The sequence below is a fragment of the Flammeovirga sp. SubArs3 genome, from assembly GCF_947387565.1.
Classification (GTDB): Bacteria; Bacteroidota; Bacteroidia; order Cytophagales; family Flammeovirgaceae; genus Flammeovirga; species Flammeovirga agarivorans.
Window position 1 is genome coordinate 371,878 of the sequence record NZ_CANDOA010000003.1, and the last position, 18,535, is coordinate 390,412.

The window sequence follows — 18,535 nt, forward strand, 5'->3', positions numbered from 1 at the left end:
ATTATAATTGAGTTTTATCTACAAAGTGATAAGTAATACCGAAGACTAAATTAAATTGAACAAATGAAGATTCAGTGTTACTTTGAAACTCATTCAATTGACTATAATCTCTAGGAGTAAGATTTACATATTGAGGATCTCCATTTGAAAAACCTAAATCGGTAACTAAGCCAGCTATTATATTGAACCGAGGGCCAAACCATTCTATACCTGCAGAAATATGGTATAAGTCCCAGTAATCATAAGATAACACATTCTCAGCATGTGGATTGACTTGATTTTGATCTACAATATTGAAATCTGTCCTGAAACCAGATAAGAAATTCATGCTTTTTATCAATCTACTTTTTACACCGACCGCAGCATTGTAAATGACTTTATTAGCACTATAATACTGACTAAAAGATTGATCTAATGGAGAGAAAGTAGAACTTTCAGGTTGTAACTCTAGCATTCCATAACGGTCCACTTTACTGAAAATTCCAACTCTTCCAGATAAATCAACTTTGTTTATCGTATATCCAATATTGAACTCAGCTGTAAAAGGTAATTTGTAGTTGGAATATACTTTGTCTTGTGTGCTTATTTCTTTTGAAATACTTCCATCATCTAATGTTTTCTCTCTTATTTTTCTAGCCGTAGATTTTGAAAGGAATTTGATTCGGATATCGGGTGTGTCAAAGTTAAAGCCAAGATTGAGGTTTTGATTAACATGCCATGCTATACCTATTTTCCATAAAAGAGAAGCATGATTAAAACGTAAATTTGTGAAATCAGAAAATGTATCTTGAACTCCATTTCCATTGGCCCAAGTTTGATCTACATTGGAAGTAATCTGTGCTGATTTAATATCAAGAAAATGAGTAATCCCGACACCAATTTTTTCACTTAACCGGTAAGTTGTTCCTATTGCAAAACGATCATTCCTAAGTAATGATTTGTAATTAAAGTATCCTTCAAAAAATACATTGGATCCATTGACACTCCCAGAATTTTGTACTGCAAATTCATGTTTTGAGTTCAAAAGATTAATAAAGGCATAAGTGACTTTAAATTTTTGCTTATTGTATTTAAAAGCCGTACCAGCTACCATTTGTGGCTTCGTTTCCAAACTATTGCCTTTAATGTCAACACCTTCACCTGCACCATTTTTTATGTTAAGTATGGTGTAACCAATTAAGTCTGAAGTAAAAGATACGTTTGGAGTTTCAGTAAAAGCTAATGCACCAGGGTTATAATAGATGGCACTGTTATCGGTAGCTCCTGAGGCTAGTGAACCTCCAAGTAAATTACCATTTGCACCTTGTTGTTGTTGCCAATAATAGTTTCCTTGTCCATAAAGTAGGAATGTGTGAAAAATGAATATAACTAAATATATTCCTCTCATAGGATTGTAATAAAGATGAATAGAATTCTAGAACTTGATAATAGATGAAATAAAAATACATAAAAAAAGCCATCATTTCTGATGGCTCTCTTTATATTTTCTCTAAAAAATAAATTATTTCTTAGGATAAGGTCTTGCTGTTTCACCAGTATAGATCTGACGAGGACGAGAAATTGGTTGAGATAACTCTCTAGATTCTTTCCATTGTGCGATCCAACCTGGAAGACGACCAAGTGCAAACAATACTGTAAACATTTCAGTAGGGAAGCCCATTGCTTTGTAAATAATACCTGAGTAGAAGTCTACGTTAGGGTATAATTTTCTAGCTTGGAAGTACTCGTCGTTTAATGCTTTTTCTTCTAAACCTTTAGCGATCTCTAATAGTGGATCGTTAATACCTAATTTCTCAAGTACTGCATCTGCATGCTTCTTGATGATTTTAGCACGAGGGTCGAAGTTTTTGTATACTCTGTGACCAAAGCCCATTAAACGGAATGGATCGTTAGGATCTTTTGCTTTCGCGATGAACTTATCTACGTCACCACCGTTAGCATGGATATCTTCTAACATTTCGATAACCGCTTGGTTGGCACCGCCATGTAAAGGTCCCCAAAGTGCATTGATACCTGCAGCAACTGCAACATATAATGAAGCTTGAGAAGAACCTACAACTCTTACCGTAGCTGCTGAACAGTTTTGCTCGTGGTCAGCGTGTAAGATTAATAATTTATCTAGAGCGTCTACTAAGATTGGATCTAATTCATAGTCCTCAACTGGTAAACCGAACATCATTTTCATGAAGTTCTCTAAATAACTTAATTTATTCTCTGGGTACATCAATGGATGACCAATGCTTTTCTTATATACCCAAGATGCTAATGTTGGTAATTTAGCGATTAATCTGTGGATAGTTAAGTCAACCATCTTAGGATCTCTGTTTGGATCAAGAGATTCTGGATGGAAAGCTGTCAATGATGTAACTAATGAAGAAAGAACTCCCATAGGATGTGCGTCTGCAGGGAAACCATCAAAAATCTTTCTTACATTTTCGTGTACTAATGTGTGGCGAGAAATGTCTGTTTTGAATTTTTCAAATTCTTGGGCTGTAGGTAGTTCTCCATTGATAAGTAAATATGCAACTTCTGAGAATGTAGAATGCTCACAAAGATCTTCGATCGAATAGCCTCTATATCTTAAAATACCCTTCTCTCCGTCAAGGAATGTAACGTCACTAGTAGTAGAACCTGTGTTCTTAAAACCAACGTCTAAAGTGATCAAACCACTTTGAGCTCTAAGCTTACTGATATCTATACCTAGTTCATCTTCCGAACCCTTCAAAACTGGTAAATCATATGATTTACCGCCATACGTCAATTGCGCTGTCTTTTCACTCATGTCTTTCTCTGAATTTGTTTGAGGTTTGTTGTGGTCAAGTTCTACTTCTTGCATAATTTGATGTTAATTATTTTGTTCGCACGTGTAAAATTATTGTCTCAAATTGTCCCTTATATTCGTTTGAGTGCCTAAATATATTTTAATAATAATTTTTTTACAAAAAAAAGGCCTTAATTCAGTGTGTTAACGGTACAAATTCTTTAATTATCAACGAAAAACAAATAATTACATTTAAATGATATAAGTCACTCATTAAAATGATGCAGATTATAAAAATGAAAGAAAATGCACTGATTTTATTTTTTTGTTGTTTTTTTCTTTGAACTTTCATGAAGTTTGTAATAAGTTGTTTCGCGCGGGAGATAATGCCATAATTTTAAATACCCGTAAAAACGTTTCTGGATCGATAGAATAGAGATTAAATATATATGACAAAGAATTTATTAATTGTCGAGTCACCTGCGAAAGCCAAGACAATTGAAAAATATTTAGGAGAAGGATATACAGTAAGGTCAAGTTACGGACATGTTAGAGACCTTAAGAAAGGTAATGATGCCATTGATGTAGAACATAACTTCTCACCACAGTATGAAGTGTCTCCCGACAAGAAAGATGTCATTAGAGAACTAAAGAAATTAACTAAGGAAGCTGAAACAGTTTGGTTAGCTACCGATGATGACCGTGAAGGTGAAGCTATTTCTTGGCACTTACAAGAAACCTTAAAGCTGGAAAATAAAGAGACTAAGCGTATTGTTTTTAGAGAGATTACTAAAACAGCAATACAAACTGCAATCAAATCTCCAAGAACTATTGATTATGATTTAGTCAATGCCCAACAGGCTAGACGTATCTTAGATCGATTGGTAGGATTTGAATTATCTCCTGTATTATGGAAAAAAATACAAAGAGGACTTTCTGCAGGTCGTGTACAAAGTGTAGCGGCAAGATTAGTCGTTGAAAGGGAAAGAGAAATCGAATCCTTTAAAGCAAAAGACTTTTTTAAAGTTGTTGCAAGTTTTGATTTAGGCAATGGAAAATCACTTGAAGCAGAATTGTCGACAAAGTTCAATTCTAAAGAAGATGCTGAATCATTTTTAAATGATTGTGTAGGAGCTGATTTTTCAATTTCAGTTATAAAAACAAAGCCAGGAAAGAAAACTCCTGCGCCTCCATTTACTACTTCTACCTTACAACAGGAAGCAAGTAGAAAATTAGGGTATTCGGTTGCTTCAACAATGTCATTAGCTCAGCGATTGTACGAAGCTGGTCATATAACATATATGCGTACTGACTCATTGAACTTATCAAATGAGGCTATTGCTTCGGCAACTGAGGAGATTGCTAGAGTGTATGGAAATGATTTTGTTCAAGAGCGTCATTTTAAAACGTCAAATAAAGGGGCTCAGGAAGCCCATGAGGCAATTAGACCTACAAACTTTAAGAATCATAAACTAAAGCTTGATGATAACCGTGAGGCTAGGTTATATGACCTTATTTGGAAAAGGGCTGTTGCTTCTCAAATGGCTGATGCAAAACTTGAAAGAACTACCGCTGAAATCACTACAGCTAAACGCACTGAAAAGTTTGTCGCTAGAGGAGAAGTAGTGAAGTTTGAAGGTTTCTTGAAAGCATATATTGAGTCTAATGATGATGATCATGATGAAGATGAGGAAACTAAAGGAATGTTACCTCCTTTGAATGTGAATCAAGCAATGCCATTAAATGAAATCAATGCTACACAAAGATTCTCTAGACCACCTGCAAGGTATACCGAAGCTAGTTTAGTGAAAACTTTGGAAGAAAAAGGTATTGGTAGACCATCTACTTATGCACCTACTATTTCTACTATTCAGAGAAGAGAGTATGTGATAAAAGAAGCTAGAGATGGTAAAGAAAGAAATTATACAAAGCTTGTTTTAGCTGATAATAAAATTCAAGAAAAATCATTGACAGAAACTTATGGTTCTGAAAAAGGTAAGCTATTCCCAACAAACATGGGTATGGTAGTAAATGATTTTCTTGTAAAGCATTTCCCTAAAGTCGTTGATTATTCTTTCACAGCTAATGTTGAAGAACAATTCGATGAAATTGCACATGGTAATTTAGAGTGGCAAAATATGTTGAATACTTTCTACAAGCCATTCCATGAAAATGTAATTGAAACTGAAGAAAATGCAGACAGAGCAGAAGCTCACGCTGAGAGAGTATTAGGAACGGATCCTCAAACAGGTAAGCCAGTCATTACCAGATTAGGTCGTTTTGGTCCTATTGTTCAAATAGGAGATCAAGAAGATGAAGAGAAGAAATTTGCTTCTTTAAGAAAAGGGCAATATTTAGAATCGATTACTCTTGAAGATGCTCTAGAATTATTCAAACTGCCAAGAACTCTTGGTAAATTCGAAGATAAAGTAGTTGTTGCTGCCATTGGTCGTTTTGGACCATATATAAGACATGATGGTAAATTTGTTTCTTTAGGGAAAGAATACGCTCCAGAAACAGTTGAATTAGAAACAGCTATCGAATTAATTAAGGCAAAACGAGAAGCGGATGCCAAAAAATTAATTAAAACTTTTGAGGAAGAGGAAGATCTACAATTACTAAATGGTAGATGGGGTGCTTACATAAAATACGGTAAGCAAAACGTAAAAATTCCAAAAGAGTTAAAAGAAAAAGCGGAAGAGTTAACTTATGAGGAAGTTAAGAAAATCATAGAGGAAGCTCCAGCACCTAAAGCTAAGGGTAAAGCAGCAGCTAAGAAAGAACCTGCTAAAAAAGCTCCAGCTAAAAAGACTGCTGCTAAGAAAACAACAGCAAAGAAGAAGACTACAACTAAAAAGTAGTCAAATGATAAAATTAAAAAAGGTGATTTGTGTATTCAAATCACCTTTTTTGTAAAAAAAACTTCGTTAAAATAATAAAGTCATAAAAAACTGCATTTCGAACATTTGTTAGTATTAAAATGTGCTTACTGGTTGATTATCAGTATTATTACAATGTTTTAAGCGTGAGATTTTTTTTGAAGTATAAATTTCAATATCGCTTATTCGTGTATGCAAATTTGACTTTTGTTTTATTTTATTTAGAATTGTAACACCAAACTTTAATGATGTAAATCATAAAGTATAATCAAGTAGCAATACACAAAACAAACTTGTGCGCCCAACGGGTCTAATATCATGAATATTCACGAATACCAAGCGAAAAGCATCCTTAAGGAGTACGGAGTAAAAGTTCCTGCAGGTTATGTAGCAGACACTCCAGAACAAGCAGTTGAAGCTGCAAAAAAACTTACTGAAGAAACAGGAACAAACTTTTGGGTTGTAAAAGCTCAAATTCATGCAGGCGGCCGTGGTAAAGGCGGTGGAGTAAAAGTTGCTAAGAGCATGGACGAAGTGAAAACTCTTTCAGAGCAAATCATCGGAATGCAATTAGTTACTCCTCAAACAGGTCCTGAGGGTAAGAAAGTAAACAAGATCATGATTCAACAAGATGTTTACTACCCAGGTGAATCAGAAATTAAAGAATACTATATCTCTGTATTATTAAACAGAGCTACAGGTAAAAATATGATCATGTACTCTACTGAGGGTGGTATGGACATTGAGGAAGTTGCTGAGAAAACTCCAGAACTTATCTTCAAAGAAGAAATCGATCCAGCAGTAGGTATTCAAGGTTTCCAAGCAAGAAGAATTGCTTTCAACTTAGGAACTTCAGGTAAGTCATTCAAAGAGATGGTGAAATTCGTTACTGCTCTTTACAATGCTTACGTTGATACTGATTCTGAAATGTTTGAAATCAACCCTGTTTTCAAAACTTCAGATGATCAAGTTATGGCTGTTGACGCTAAAGTAGGTATCGATGATAACGCTTTATACCGTCATAAGAACATTGCAGAAATGCGTGACGTAACTGAGGAAGATCCTACAGAAGTTGAAGCTGGTGAATCTGGTTTGAACTATGTAAAATTAGACGGTAACGTAGGCTGTATGGTAAACGGAGCTGGTCTAGCAATGGCAACTATGGATATGATTAAGCTTTCAGGTGGTGATCCTGCTAACTTCCTTGACGTTGGAGGTGGAGCAAACGCTACTACAGTTGAAGCTGGCTTCCGTATCATCCTTAAAGATCCTAACGTAAAAGCTATCCTTATCAATGTATTTGGTGGTATCGTACGTTGTGATAGAGTTGCAAACGGTGTTGTTGAAGCTTACAAAAACATTGGTGATATCAATGTGCCAATTATTGTACGTCTTCAAGGTACTAATGCTGAAGAAGGAGCAAAAATTATCGATGAGTCTGGTCTTAAAGTAGTATCTGCAATTACATTGTCTGAGGCTGCTGAAAAAGTAAAGACTGCATTAGCTTAATTTAAAATATACTAGGTTCACTTCTTGTGAATTTTTATTAAAGCAGTTGAGTAGTAATAATTACTCAGCTGCTTTTTTTATTTTTGAGTATGAATTTTTTATTGAAACCCTTATCTGTGATATATGATGCCATAACTTATCAAAGAAATAAGTCTTATGATAATAATGCATCAAAAACATTCAATTTTGATTTGCCAATTATTTCTGTTGGAAATTTATCTGTAGGAGGTACTGGTAAAACACCTTTTGTAGAGTTTCTAATTCAGTATTATTCAGAAAATAAAAAAGTAGGAGTCCTGAGTCGTGGTTATGGCCGTAAAACGAAAGGACCCATAAGAGCCCATGAGAGCTCTACTGCAAAAGAAATTGGAGATGAGCCGATGCAATATCATTCCAAATACGATGATGTTGAAGTTGTAGTTTCTGAACAAAGAGTAATGGGTGTTCCCTTTTTTGAAAACACAGAATTAATTATTCTTGATGATGCCTACCAACATAGGGCAATAGGAAGAAATGTGAATATTATGCTCTCTGATTCTAGTAAGCCATTTTTTCAAGATCATGTTCTTCCTTATGGAAGATTAAGGGAAAGAAGAGAAGGTGCAGAAAGAGCTCAGATCATCATTTTCACTAAGGTAGATGAGGAGAGTTTTGATCAATCTAATAGAGAAGAGTTTATTTCTCAATCAAAGAAATACTCCAAAGGGAATGTTTTCTTTACTTCAATCTATTATGGTGAACCATACAGTCTACATAATCAGAAGAAAGTAAATTTGCCGGATGAAGTGATTTTATTGACGAGTATTGCAAATCCAAACCCACTTATTAGAGAAGTTGAAAAATATTCAAGTATTAGTAAGCATCATAAATTCAGAGACCATTATTCATTTACTGAGAAAACAATAGAGAGAATCGAGAATGAGTTACCTAAAGGTTCAACAGTTGTGATCACAGAAAAAGATGCAGTAAAATTAAAAGACATCACAACAAAATCAGAATTGAAATTTATTGTGATGCCTATCTTACCAAAGGTTTTATTCGATCAAGAAGATGAATTATTTCATTGTATTAACTCCTTGCTCAACTAAATAGGGTTCCCATTTATTATTATCCCATTGATAATATTCTAGATTAGAAAATTTCTTTTTGTAGTCATAAAAGGAAGGGACGTCATAACAATAGCCATGATAATAAAATAATAGGTTGTTACTTTTAGTGAATTTTATTTCTAATAACATAGTGAGAATACCTAGGCTATATTTTGCATAATCTGGATGAAACATTCCATAAATGGAAGAAATTGCCTCAGCACCAATAGCAAAGTAACTTATTGCAATCGTTTTTTCTTGATCAGTAATTCTTATCTCATAAACAGATGTAGGTACATTAGTAGGGTTCTTTTCTGACAAGAAATCAAAAATTGAATTCGGGACATTGTCTACGAATTTTTCTTTATGAATAGAAAACAATTGTTCTGCTTCTTCATCTATGGTTACCTTCTGAATTTTGTAATTGAAATTTTTATTACGTCTTAATATTTTACGTTGCGATTTCGTTAAATGAAAATTTTCAATTCTAACTCTAAGAGGAAGAACATTACAAATTTCATTGTTATATATGTTTATGTTATATCTAAAAAAATTCTCACCAAAATGTCTCCATCCATTTTCTAATAAATAATCATATTGTGATGGAGAGACCCAAGATTTTGTAAATTCTTCGAGTATGATGCTCATATAATTTCTTAAAAGTGTGATTATGAATATACAAATCAAAAATATATTCTCTTATTAATTAATTACTGCTTTATATAACAAAAACAAGAATGATTAGTTTTATTAGGAAATTGAAGATTCAAGACAATTTTATCAAAAATAGCTAATATATAACTATAGAATTAATAACTTTGTAACAAACTAGATTAAGATTTGCGAATGGACCAAAAAAAAGGAGCAAATAGTACATACTTTGGAAATATATCTGAAGCAGTCAAAACATCACTTCATGGATTAAAGCTATCAATGGATCACTTAAAAGATTCATTAAAAAATCAGAGAAGAGATGATACTACTGCTTCTGATGATAAATATTTTAATCACGAAAACTCAATCGTTACTTTAAAATATCCTGAAGAAGTTCTTCCTGTACCAGACAATGGAAGATATAAACTGGATCTTGAAATTGATGATTGTATTGTATGTGATAAATGTGCAAAAATTTGCCCTGTTGATTGTATCGAAATCGATCCAATACTAAGTACTGATGTTATAGGAGAAACATCTGATGGTACTCCAAGACGTATCTATGCTGCTAAGTTTGATATAGATATGGCAAAATGTATGTTTTGCGGTTTATGTACTTACGTTTGTCCTACAGAATGTCTAACTATGACTAAATCTTATGATTTTAGTGAATTAGACATGAGAAGCCTTACTTATGGTTTCGCAAATATGTCTGAGGAAGAAGTGACAGAGAAAAAAGAGCTTTTCAATAAAGAACAAGAAAGAAAGAAAGCTGCTAAAATGGAAGCAGCTAAAAAAGTTGTTGAAGAGCCTAAGGCTGAACCTACAACTGCAAAAAAAGCAGCTAAGCCGAAATTTAAACCAAGAGTAATTAAAAAATAATGGAGTTAATTTTATTCTACTTATTTATAGCTGTCATTTTTATCACAAGTGTAGCACTTTTTATCTCAAAAAATGTGATTCATAATGCAGCATTTCTATTGTTGTCATTGTTAAGTGTAGCCGGATTATTTGTCCTATCAGCTTCAGATTTCCTTGCTATTACGCAAGTAATGATCTACATAGGTGGTGTATTGGTGCTCTTACTTTTTGGAGTGATGTATACAAAAAATACAAAAGACAATAGTGTTTCAATTGGTTCGAAAAGGATCATACCTGGATTGTTTTTAGGGTTAATCTCTTTTGGCACTTTAACCTTTGCAATTCTTCAAGAGAACATTGATCAAGATTACACTATCCCTGATAGGTCAGTAGTAGAAGCTCTAGGTGTTGAGTTTATGACCAAGTATATTTTCGGATTTGAATTAACAGCTATCTTGTTGTTGGTGGTATTGATAGGTGCTGTTTTTGTGGCTGGTAAAACTCCTAAAAACTTAGAAGAAAATTAAAATATTTCATATATTAAGAAGATCGAATTATATTTGTAGTTCGAATCGACAACGACAACGGTCTAATTTAAGCATTGGATCGTTTTTCATTTTATAAAAGAATTAATAAATATGTCTAAGACAACATTTTATACTAGTGAAGGCCTAAAAAAATTGACTGATGAACTAAATGAATTAAAGACTAAAGGAAGATCAGATATTGCAAGACAAATTGCTGAAGCTACAGATAAAGGTGATTTAAGTGAGAACGCAGAATATGATGCAGCTAAAGATGCCCAAGGTCACTTAGAAGCCAAAATTGCTGAGTTAACTAATTTAGTAGCAAACGCTAGAGTTATTGATGAGTCAAAGCTTGATACTTCAAAAGTAGGTATTTTATCAAAGGTTACTATCAAGGCTCCAAACGGAACAACTATGACTTATACTTTGGTTTCTGCAAAAGAGGCAAATGTAAGACAAAACAAAATCTCTGTAGATTCACCTATCGCTCAAGGTTTAATGGGTAAAAAATTAGGGGATATCGCAGAAGTTCAAACACCAAGAGGAATCATGAAATTTGAAATTATGGACATCTCACTATAATTTTATAATAGATATAACATAAAAAGGGAGTAGAATTTATAAGTTCTACTCCCTTTTTTATTAATCAAAAATGATTGTCTTATTTTTATATGTCAGTAGTTTACGATTGACATGTTTGTATAACGCTCTGGATAACACAATCTTTTCTAAGTCTTTACCTTTCCTGATCAATTCTTTGACAGTGTCTTTATGACTAACTTTAGCAACGTCTTGCTCAATAATTGGACCTGCATCTAGGTCTGACGTTACATAATGTGAAGTAGCTCCAATGATCTTAACACCTCTTTCATGCGCGGCATGGTATGGTTTAGCTCCAACAAAGGCAGGTAAGAAAGAATGGTGTATATTGATAATTCTATCAGGGAAATGCTCAATAAAGTCTGAAGATAAAATTTGCATGTATCTTGCTAATACTATGAAATCTATATTTAATTCTTCCATTAATTGTATTTGCTTTTCCTCTTGTTCCGCTTTGTTTGCTTTGTTCATTTCAAAGTGGTAAAACGGGATATTAAATTTATCAGCTACCTTTTTTAAAGTTTCATGATTACTGACAATTAATGGGATATCAACTTGTAATTCTCCAGAGTCAGCTCTTGATAAAATATCATATAAACAGTGAGACATTTTAGTCACAAAAAGAGCCATTCTAGGTTTTTGATCACTAAAATACAACTTGAAAGTCATATTATATTTTTGAGCCAATAGAGTTGAAAAGTAGTCTTTAATTTTTTCTTTAGGAATTAGAAACGAATCCAAGTCGAATTCAATTCTCATATAAAACCTATTTTCTTCTCTATCTACGTACTGATCTAAATAAACAATATTACCCTGATTTTCATGGATAAATTGTGTTGTATATGAAATGATACCCTTTTGGTCAGGGCAGTGCATTAATAAAATTGCAGTATTTGCCATGTTTAGTTTGTTATATTATTTCAAGGAAGATAATAATGAATCAATATACTCCCGATGATTTGCCAATCTAGGAACTTTATTCTGACCGCCCAACTTTCCTCTTCCTTTCATCCAGTTATAAAAAGATTTTTGCTCTAAAAAGTGGACTTTTGGAGCCACTAGTGCAATATCTTTATAACGTTTGGCATCATAATCTGAGTTGACACTTCGTAAAGTATCATCAAGAACTTGAATAAAAACGGATGAATCATTTGGTTGAATTTTAAATTCTATTGCCCATTCATGACCGCCTTTTTTTCCACTTTCCAAATAAACGGGAGCTGCAGTGAAATTCCGAACTTCAGCACCTGTCTGAAGACAAGCAGCCTTTATTGCTTCCTCTGCATTTTCAATAACTACTTCTTCTCCAAATGCATTGATAAAGTGTTTTGTCCTACCTGAGATTTTGATTCTGTAAGGGAACTTAGAAGTAAAACGTACTGTATCTCCAATTAAATATCTCCAAAGTCCTGCATTGGTAGAGATGACGATCGCATAGTTTTTACCAATTTCTACATCTGCTAATTGAACTACTTTGGGTTGTTCTTTGCCGAACTCATCCATTGGGATAAACTCATAAAAAACACCATAATCCAATAGTAAAAGCATTTCGTCATCATTGGTAGTGTCTTGAATTCCAAAGAAACCTTCAGAAGCGTTGTAGACATCCATAAAATTCATTTCTGGATTGCCAATGAGATTTTTAAATGTCTTACGATATGGGCCAAATGCAACAGCACCATGAAAGAAAACTTCAAGATTAGGCCATACCTCATGAAGAGTTTTCTTGCCTGTTTTCTCTAAAATTCTTTCAATAAGAACTAAGGTCCAAGTGGGCACACCGGCTATACTTGTGATGTTCTTATCAATAGTAGTTTCTGCAATTTTTTCAATCTTACTTTCCCACTCATCCATCAAAGCAACTTCAATTTCCGGTGCTCTCATAAACTCCGCCCAAAAGGGAAGGTTCTTCATGATAATTGCCGATACATCACCACTGATTGTATTTTCATTGTAATTACTTTTCTGATAGGATCCACCAATACCTAAACTCTTACCGAACATCATTTTAGTGTTTGGGTAATTGTTGATATAAAGTGTCATAAGATCCTTACCAGCTTTGTAATGGCAATCTTCTAATGCTTCTTTCGAAACTGGAATAAACTTACTTCTAGCATTTGTAGTACCTGAGGATTTAGAAAATTGATTTATTTTCGTTGGCCAAAGGATGTTCTGTTCACCTTTCATCATTCTTTCGATATCATCGGAAAGATCTTCATAGGTAGAAACTGGAACGTAATTGTTGAAAGTAGAAATATTATTTACGGATGAGAAATTATATCTTTTTCCATACTCAGTGTTCTTTGCACTGGATACTAAATCTTTAAATAAATTTTCTTGCACTTCAATTGGATGAGACATGAAATACTCAATTTGATGCATTCGTCTCTTAGAAAACCAACTAAAGGCAGATGATAGTAATTCCATACCACTAAACCAATAAAAGGATTATTAAAAAAATTGGAATTCAGTTTGGGTCATGAAAAGTAAAATTTCTAGATAAAAAAAAGGATACTCATCTCTGAGCATCCTTTCTAATCTATATTTCTTACTCAGAGAAATCTTTCTTTTTATACTCAGCGTATTCACCAAAGTAGGCTTTACGTACTTCGGGATCATTGATCAATTGCTCTGGTGTACCGTCTCTGAATACAACTCCACTTTGTAAGATATAAACTCTATCAGTAATTGATAGTGTTTCTGTTACGTTGTGGTCAGTGATTAGAATACCAATATTTTTCTTTTTTAAATTATATACTATTCGTTGGATTTCTTCAACGGCAATAGGGTCAACACCTGCGAAAGGTTCATCTAATAGTACAAAACTAGGGTTAGTAGCAAGTGTTCTAGCAATCTCAGTTCTTCTTCTTTCACCACCTGATAATGACATACCAAGGTTATCACGAACATGAGTTAATGAGAATTCTTCTAATAATCCATCCACACGCTTCTTTTTCTCATCTTTAGAAATTTTTTCCATTTCTAAAGGAAGCATGATATTTTCTTCAACTGTTAATCCTCTAAATACTGAAGGCTCCTGAGCTAAATATCCAACACCTTTTTTTGCTCTTTTAAACATAGGAAGGCTTGTGATATTTTCACTATCAAGATGAATTTCTCCATTATTAGGCTTAATCAGACCAACGATCATATAGAAACAAGTAGTTTTACCTGCTCCGTTCGGTCCTAATAAACCAACAATTTCTCCTTGCTCAACTTGAATAGAAACATCATTTACAACTGTACGTTTACCGTACTGCTTGATTAAATTATCTGCCTTTAGTACCATATATTTTTTATATAATTTTTTTCTTTCCTAAAGTTGATGAAATAGTTTAATTTCAACAACAGTAACCCAAAAATAATATATTTTTTTGGGGGTAGAAGCTACTTAATGATAGCTAACTTTTTTTAACATTCATTTTTAGTAAAACAAAGAATCTCACCTTCTTTTTAATCTCAATAAATGCTGGATTGATAGCGTATGATTGTTTATCAAATACTCCATCATTTTAAGATATTAAAATAATTAGTTCTACACTATATTTCTGAGCCCAAATATCAGCCCTACAAAGTAGTATTGACCTTTGTTTTGATTTTAAATATAAATACCAAAATTATTTCTTGGGCAAGATTTCAGAGAAAGCGGAATCTGAAACTATCTTTCCATAAAAAGCACTGAAGTTTTTTACATCCTTTTGTATAATGCTTAAGAAGTGTGTTCTTTCTTCATCCCAATAATCCCATTTCACAAATTTCGATACTGTTTTATTTGTTCTAAAAGAGTAGATGCTTCCTCTGGTTTCTTTATCTCTGAAATAGGATTTTTCTTTATACCTCAGAATAGATTTAGGTTTTTGGTTTAAGAAGATGTCAGTATCTAGACTGTCAGAAATTGCATAGATATTTATCTTTTGTCCAATTTTTACAGAGTGATTGGATGTATTCTTAATCTTGAATAGATATAATTCATCAATACCGGAATTTAATTGTATTCTTTCTTCGTTATGCGATTTATTAAGAACGTACTGTATGTGATCTACTGCGTGGTAGGTGTTGAGGTTGTAATCAACAAGAAAACCAATCTGAATATCATTAATATTAATTCTTGATGGGTCATAGGTATAGTTATCATCATTCTTTTCGTAAGTATTGTTCTTTTTATAAGGCAATACTCCTCCAATTTTGGAGAAAATTAGATCAGGCAGATTCTTAAGTCTTTGAGATTGATGATATAACATATATATAGATCCTCCAATAAGCAGAGTAGAGAAAGGCCAATCCATATACAAATGAAATATATTAAATGCAATTATTCCCTTCCTTGTTATATCGTATGTACTTATGAATTTTTTAACTTCAAAGTCAAATTGATGTATTTGATTTTGGGTTAAATGTTGAGTGTAATATTTAAATTTATCATTCGAAGCCGTTTTTTTTATATCTGGCCATAAATTATCTTGTATGATTTTTTTTATATCGTCTGCCATTTAGATAGAAATATTAAGGAATAATAATATTCAATTTATACAATTTTATCCCTTAAAAACAGTTTGTTGAGTTTATTTTTAGTTCTTTCTTTGCTTGGTATGATTTTTTCTATTTCAATTTTATTAACTTTGTATCATCACTAACCTTAACCGCATTAGAATTATGGCAGTTGAACAAGTACGATATTCAGCTGAGGAGTTAGTAGAGTTTGAAGACCTATTACGCCAAAAGCTAGATAAAACAGACAGAGAACTCGAGCACTTGAAGCAATCAATAAAAAAAGAATCAAGTGGTCAGGACTCTAATCACACTGGAGGGAAAACGTTAGAAGATGGTGCTGATGCTTTTGAGAAAGAACAGTTAAACCACTATGCTGCCCGAGCTATGAAATACAAGCAGCAGTTAGAAAAAGCGTTAGTCAGAATTAAAAATGGCACTTACGGGGTTTGTGTAGATACTGGAAAACTTATTTCTAAAGATAGATTAAGAGCCGTACCACATACACAACATTCTATTGAAGCGAAATTGAAAAGAAATTAATTTTACTTCTTTTAAAAGTATTTTTATGACACTTGGTAGGTAATATCGAGTGTCAAATTTTTTTATGATGGACCAAACAAATATTCAAAGTGCAATAGAAGCAATGATCTTCATCTCCGACGAACCAATTAGTATTAATGAAATGATACAGGTTTTTGATGATATAAAAGAAGAAGGAGTTGAAGAAGAGATTGTATCCAAAGAAGATGTATTAAAAGCAATTGATACATTAAAAAGAAAGTACAGTCATAAAAACCACTCGTATGAATTAGTTCAAAGTGGAGATGGTTATTGTTTTATGACTAAACAGAAATACAGTAAGATAGTCAATGCCTTGTTAAAAAATAGGTCAAAGAAAAGACTATCAAAATCTGCTTTGGAAACTTTGTCTATTATTGCTTACCGTCAGCCAATCACAAAAGGGGAGATTGAAAAGATTAGAGGAGTAGGTTGTGATTATGCAATGAAGAAACTTTTATCCAGAGAATTAATAAAGATGAAAGGGAAGTCAGACGCCATCGGTCGACCAATGCTTTACGGAACTACAGATAGGTTTCTTGAATATTTTGGGATTAATACTCTGAAAGATTTACCATCACCAAAAGAATTTAAAGAAGAAGACTTAGATCCATCATTAACTGATGATCAAAATACTTCAACAGAACAAGTAACAGAAAGTGAAGTTACTCAATAAAAAAAAGGCTTATAGTTGGATTAAAACTATAAGCCTTTTTATTTATCCTCTTTTAGTAATTTCATCCCTAATTGAGGCTGCTTTCATATAATCTTCGTTATCAATAGCTTTTTGCAACAATGCGTTGAGCTGATCAATACTTAGATTTTGATATTCTGTTTCATCTTCTTGGTCTTGAGCAACGACTTCTTCTTCCTCGTCTTCATCTAACCCCTCAAAGTCTTCAATCTCAAGTTCATCATCTTCTTCCAGGTCATCAGCATGTTCTACTTCATCCTGTTCAAGTTCTTCTACCTGAATACCTGCCTCACCCATAATATTCTCATATGCATAAATAGGAGCATTAAATCGAATACCAATAGCTACAGCATCAGAAGGTCTAGCATCTAATATCACTTCTTCACCTTCTGCTGTAATGATATGTATATCAGCATAAAAGACTCCTTCCTTTAAGTTGGAAATTTGAATGTGATTAATCGAAGCTCCCAATTTTAATGCAAAGCTTTTAAATAAGTCGTGGGTCATGGGTCTGTTTGAAGAAATCTTCTCAATTTCTAATGCAATAGCTTGTGCTTCAAACATACCAATAATAATAGGCAAACGTCTGTTTCCATGCTTTTCTCCAAGTACTAAAGCAAAAGAACCATGCGATGTATGGCTTGCTGAAAGCCCTAATATTTCTAATCTTACTTTGTTCAAGACTTTTCTGTTAATTTTTCAATTACAAAACTAAACATTCTGAGCAAATATCTAAATGGAATTTTGCTGACTTAGTTGTTTTATTGCAATATCTAGTTCATCCATGGTATCAACTTCACTAAGCATATGATCTGATAGTGGTTCAATAAGCTTAATATTAGCATCTTCTAGAATATCACGAAGTGAATTTTTTCCAAAAGCTAATGCTTGAAGAAGTTTTAAATATGCTCTTGGTTCCCAAATTCCTAATAATGGTTGGGGAGCGCCAGTATCTTTAGCTTTATAAAGTGTAGCTAACTTTGATGGATCCCTTTTAGAAATCAAATGCATGATCGTTTGATCGTCTACAAAAGGAAGATCAATTGCTACAGTCATCCAAGCTGAATTAGGATTATGTCTAAATGCAGTTAACAACGCACCAAAAGGACCTAAATCAGTAAATGTATCAGGTAAAAGGTTTAGTTGATCTTGAAAATCATCTAACTGTTGAGGTCTACAAGACATAAATGCTTTCACAGTGTACTTAGAGAGTATTTCCTTCATGTGGAAACGTTGCTCTGTACCGTGGTAATTAATTTTTGCTTTGTCTTTACCACCCATTCTTTTGGATTTACCACCCGCAAGAATAAGCCCATTAATATTTCCAGTGTCTTCTTTAAAACTAAGTTCAATAAATTGAGATATTGAATGAAGTTTATCAATACTAAAAATAGGCTTGTGTTCTAAATTATTTATACGGTCGTATAAAATGCTAGGAATGTCTTCTTTTGTTGTTCCTTCTGTAAGAATAATGCAAAGTATGTTACTAAGCCTTTTAATCTTTCTGTGAAGGGTAGGTGTTTTTTCCTTATCAATGATAAGAACTTGTCGAGATGCTTTGAAATGGTTTCCATTAATAAAAGCAGCGTCAACATCATTCAATACAACATGTCTATCAGAAACACTAAGTGCTTTTCTAAAGTCAACTCTAGAAAAAGTGATTTTATCAATTATTTCCACTCGAGCTTTGTGAGATAGGGCCTTTGAAGAATCAAATCCTAACTCTTTTTCCATTTCCGAACTTTGGTGGTCACAATCAATATATCCTATATTCCAGTTAGTTGATAAGTTTTCAATTAATCTGAATACTAATTCTTTTACTTTCCCTGGTGAAGTTCCTAAAAAGGCGATTTCTGTTCTACAAAAACGTCCTACTTTAGGTCTTACTAAATCACTCTCCTGCATAGCTCTCT

General features: G+C 33.1%; 17 protein-coding genes. 8 read left to right on the forward strand and 9 right to left on the reverse strand.

From position 1 onward, the window contains the following. Nucleotide 1: 1 nt before the first annotated feature. The gene (locus QL232_RS10610; RefSeq protein WP_281614097.1) at nucleotides 2–1,387 is read right to left on the reverse strand and encodes a hypothetical protein; all 1,386 of its coding nucleotides are present in this window, start codon (nucleotides 1,385–1,387) and stop codon (nucleotides 2–4) included. Between the two features lie 114 nt (nucleotides 1,388–1,501). Next, complete coding sequence (locus QL232_RS10615; RefSeq protein ID WP_168883460.1) at nucleotides 1,502–2,782, reverse strand: citrate synthase; 1,281 nt, start codon at nucleotides 2,780–2,782, stop codon at nucleotides 1,502–1,504. Nucleotides 2,783–3,210: 428 nt separating this feature from the next. On the opposite strand from QL232_RS10615, the gene topA reads away from it, so the two are divergent. The 3 genes from topA to lpxK all read left to right on the forward strand — a co-directional run bounded on the left by topA (nucleotide 3,211) and on the right by lpxK (nucleotide 8,237). After that, complete coding sequence (gene topA, locus QL232_RS10620) at nucleotides 3,211–5,622, forward strand: type I DNA topoisomerase (protein ID WP_281614098.1); 2,412 nt, start codon at nucleotides 3,211–3,213, stop codon at nucleotides 5,620–5,622. Between the two features lie 336 nt (nucleotides 5,623–5,958). Further along, complete coding sequence (gene sucC, locus QL232_RS10625) at nucleotides 5,959–7,149, forward strand: ADP-forming succinate--CoA ligase subunit beta (protein ID WP_281614099.1); 1,191 nt, start codon at nucleotides 5,959–5,961, stop codon at nucleotides 7,147–7,149. Nucleotides 7,150–7,238: 89 nt separating this feature from the next. Beyond that, nucleotides 7,239–8,237, forward strand: a complete 999-nt coding sequence (gene lpxK, locus QL232_RS10630) for a tetraacyldisaccharide 4'-kinase (protein ID WP_281614100.1) — start codon at nucleotides 7,239–7,241, stop codon at nucleotides 8,235–8,237. On the opposite strand, the gene QL232_RS10635 is transcribed toward lpxK, so the two are convergent. Next, nucleotides 8,205–8,885 carry an arginine-tRNA-protein transferase gene (locus QL232_RS10635; RefSeq protein WP_281614101.1) on the reverse strand — a complete coding sequence of 227 codons (681 nt, stop codon included), beginning with the start codon at nucleotides 8,883–8,885 and terminating at the stop codon, nucleotides 8,205–8,207. The genes lpxK and QL232_RS10635 overlap by 33 nt on opposite strands. A 198-nt stretch (nucleotides 8,886–9,083) precedes the next feature. Here QL232_RS10635 and QL232_RS10640 point away from each other — a divergent pair, with 198 nt between their 5' ends. The 3 genes from QL232_RS10640 to greA all read left to right on the forward strand — a co-directional run bounded on the left by QL232_RS10640 (nucleotide 9,084) and on the right by greA (nucleotide 10,861). Beyond that, on the forward strand, nucleotides 9,084–9,773 hold the full coding sequence (locus tag QL232_RS10640) for a 4Fe-4S dicluster domain-containing protein (protein ID WP_168883132.1): 690 nt from the start codon (nucleotides 9,084–9,086) through the stop codon (nucleotides 9,771–9,773). Further along, nucleotides 9,773–10,279: an NADH-quinone oxidoreductase subunit J gene (locus QL232_RS10645; RefSeq protein WP_281614102.1), complete on the forward strand. Its 507-nt coding sequence runs from the start codon at nucleotides 9,773–9,775 to the stop codon at nucleotides 10,277–10,279. Before QL232_RS10640 ends, QL232_RS10645 begins: the two co-directional genes overlap by 1 nt. 111 nt (nucleotides 10,280–10,390) lie before the next feature. Beyond that, nucleotides 10,391–10,861 (forward strand): transcription elongation factor GreA, encoded by a 471-nt coding sequence (greA, locus tag QL232_RS10650; protein ID WP_168883134.1) that lies wholly within the window; start codon nucleotides 10,391–10,393, stop codon nucleotides 10,859–10,861. 60 nt (nucleotides 10,862–10,921) lie between these two features. On the opposite strand, the gene purU is transcribed toward greA, so the two are convergent. From purU to QL232_RS10670, 4 genes are all read right to left on the reverse strand, one after another. Next, nucleotides 10,922–11,779 (reverse strand): formyltetrahydrofolate deformylase, encoded by an 858-nt coding sequence (gene purU, locus QL232_RS10655; protein WP_281614103.1) that lies wholly within the window; start codon nucleotides 11,777–11,779, stop codon nucleotides 10,922–10,924. A 15-nt stretch (nucleotides 11,780–11,794) separates the two neighbouring features. Then, entirely contained in the window at nucleotides 11,795–13,306 is a 1,512-nt protein-coding gene (locus QL232_RS10660) for a GH3 auxin-responsive promoter family protein (protein WP_168883136.1), read from the reverse strand. Nucleotides 13,307–13,427: 121 nt separating this feature from the next. Continuing rightward, complete coding sequence (lptB, locus tag QL232_RS10665; RefSeq protein ID WP_168883137.1) at nucleotides 13,428–14,168, reverse strand: LPS export ABC transporter ATP-binding protein; 741 nt, start codon at nucleotides 14,166–14,168, stop codon at nucleotides 13,428–13,430. A 328-nt stretch (nucleotides 14,169–14,496) separates the two neighbouring features. Then, the gene (locus QL232_RS10670; protein ID WP_281614104.1) at nucleotides 14,497–15,165 is read right to left on the reverse strand and encodes a DUF4178 domain-containing protein; all 669 of its coding nucleotides are present in this window, start codon (nucleotides 15,163–15,165) and stop codon (nucleotides 14,497–14,499) included. Nucleotides 15,166–15,532: 367 nt separating this feature from the next. Between QL232_RS10670 and QL232_RS10675 the strand changes: the two genes are divergently transcribed. Together QL232_RS10675 and scpB are read left to right on the forward strand one after the other, a co-directional pair. Further along, on the forward strand, nucleotides 15,533–15,910 hold the full coding sequence (locus tag QL232_RS10675) for a TraR/DksA C4-type zinc finger protein (RefSeq protein WP_168883139.1): 378 nt from the start codon (nucleotides 15,533–15,535) through the stop codon (nucleotides 15,908–15,910). A 64-nt stretch (nucleotides 15,911–15,974) separates the two neighbouring features. Next, the gene (gene scpB, locus QL232_RS10680) at nucleotides 15,975–16,604 is read left to right on the forward strand and encodes an SMC-Scp complex subunit ScpB (protein ID WP_348646736.1); all 630 of its coding nucleotides are present in this window, start codon (nucleotides 15,975–15,977) and stop codon (nucleotides 16,602–16,604) included. Between the two features lie 42 nt (nucleotides 16,605–16,646). Here scpB and QL232_RS10685 read toward each other — a convergent pair whose 3' ends face one another. Both QL232_RS10685 and QL232_RS10690 read right to left on the reverse strand, forming a co-directional pair. Next, nucleotides 16,647–17,303, reverse strand: coding sequence for a bifunctional nuclease family protein (locus QL232_RS10685; RefSeq protein WP_168883140.1), 657 nt, complete (start codon nucleotides 17,301–17,303; stop codon nucleotides 16,647–16,649). 51 nt (nucleotides 17,304–17,354) lie between these two features. Continuing rightward, nucleotides 17,355–18,527, reverse strand: coding sequence for an NTP transferase domain-containing protein (locus QL232_RS10690; protein ID WP_281614105.1), 1,173 nt, complete (start codon nucleotides 18,525–18,527; stop codon nucleotides 17,355–17,357). Nucleotides 18,528–18,535 lie beyond the last annotated feature (8 nt).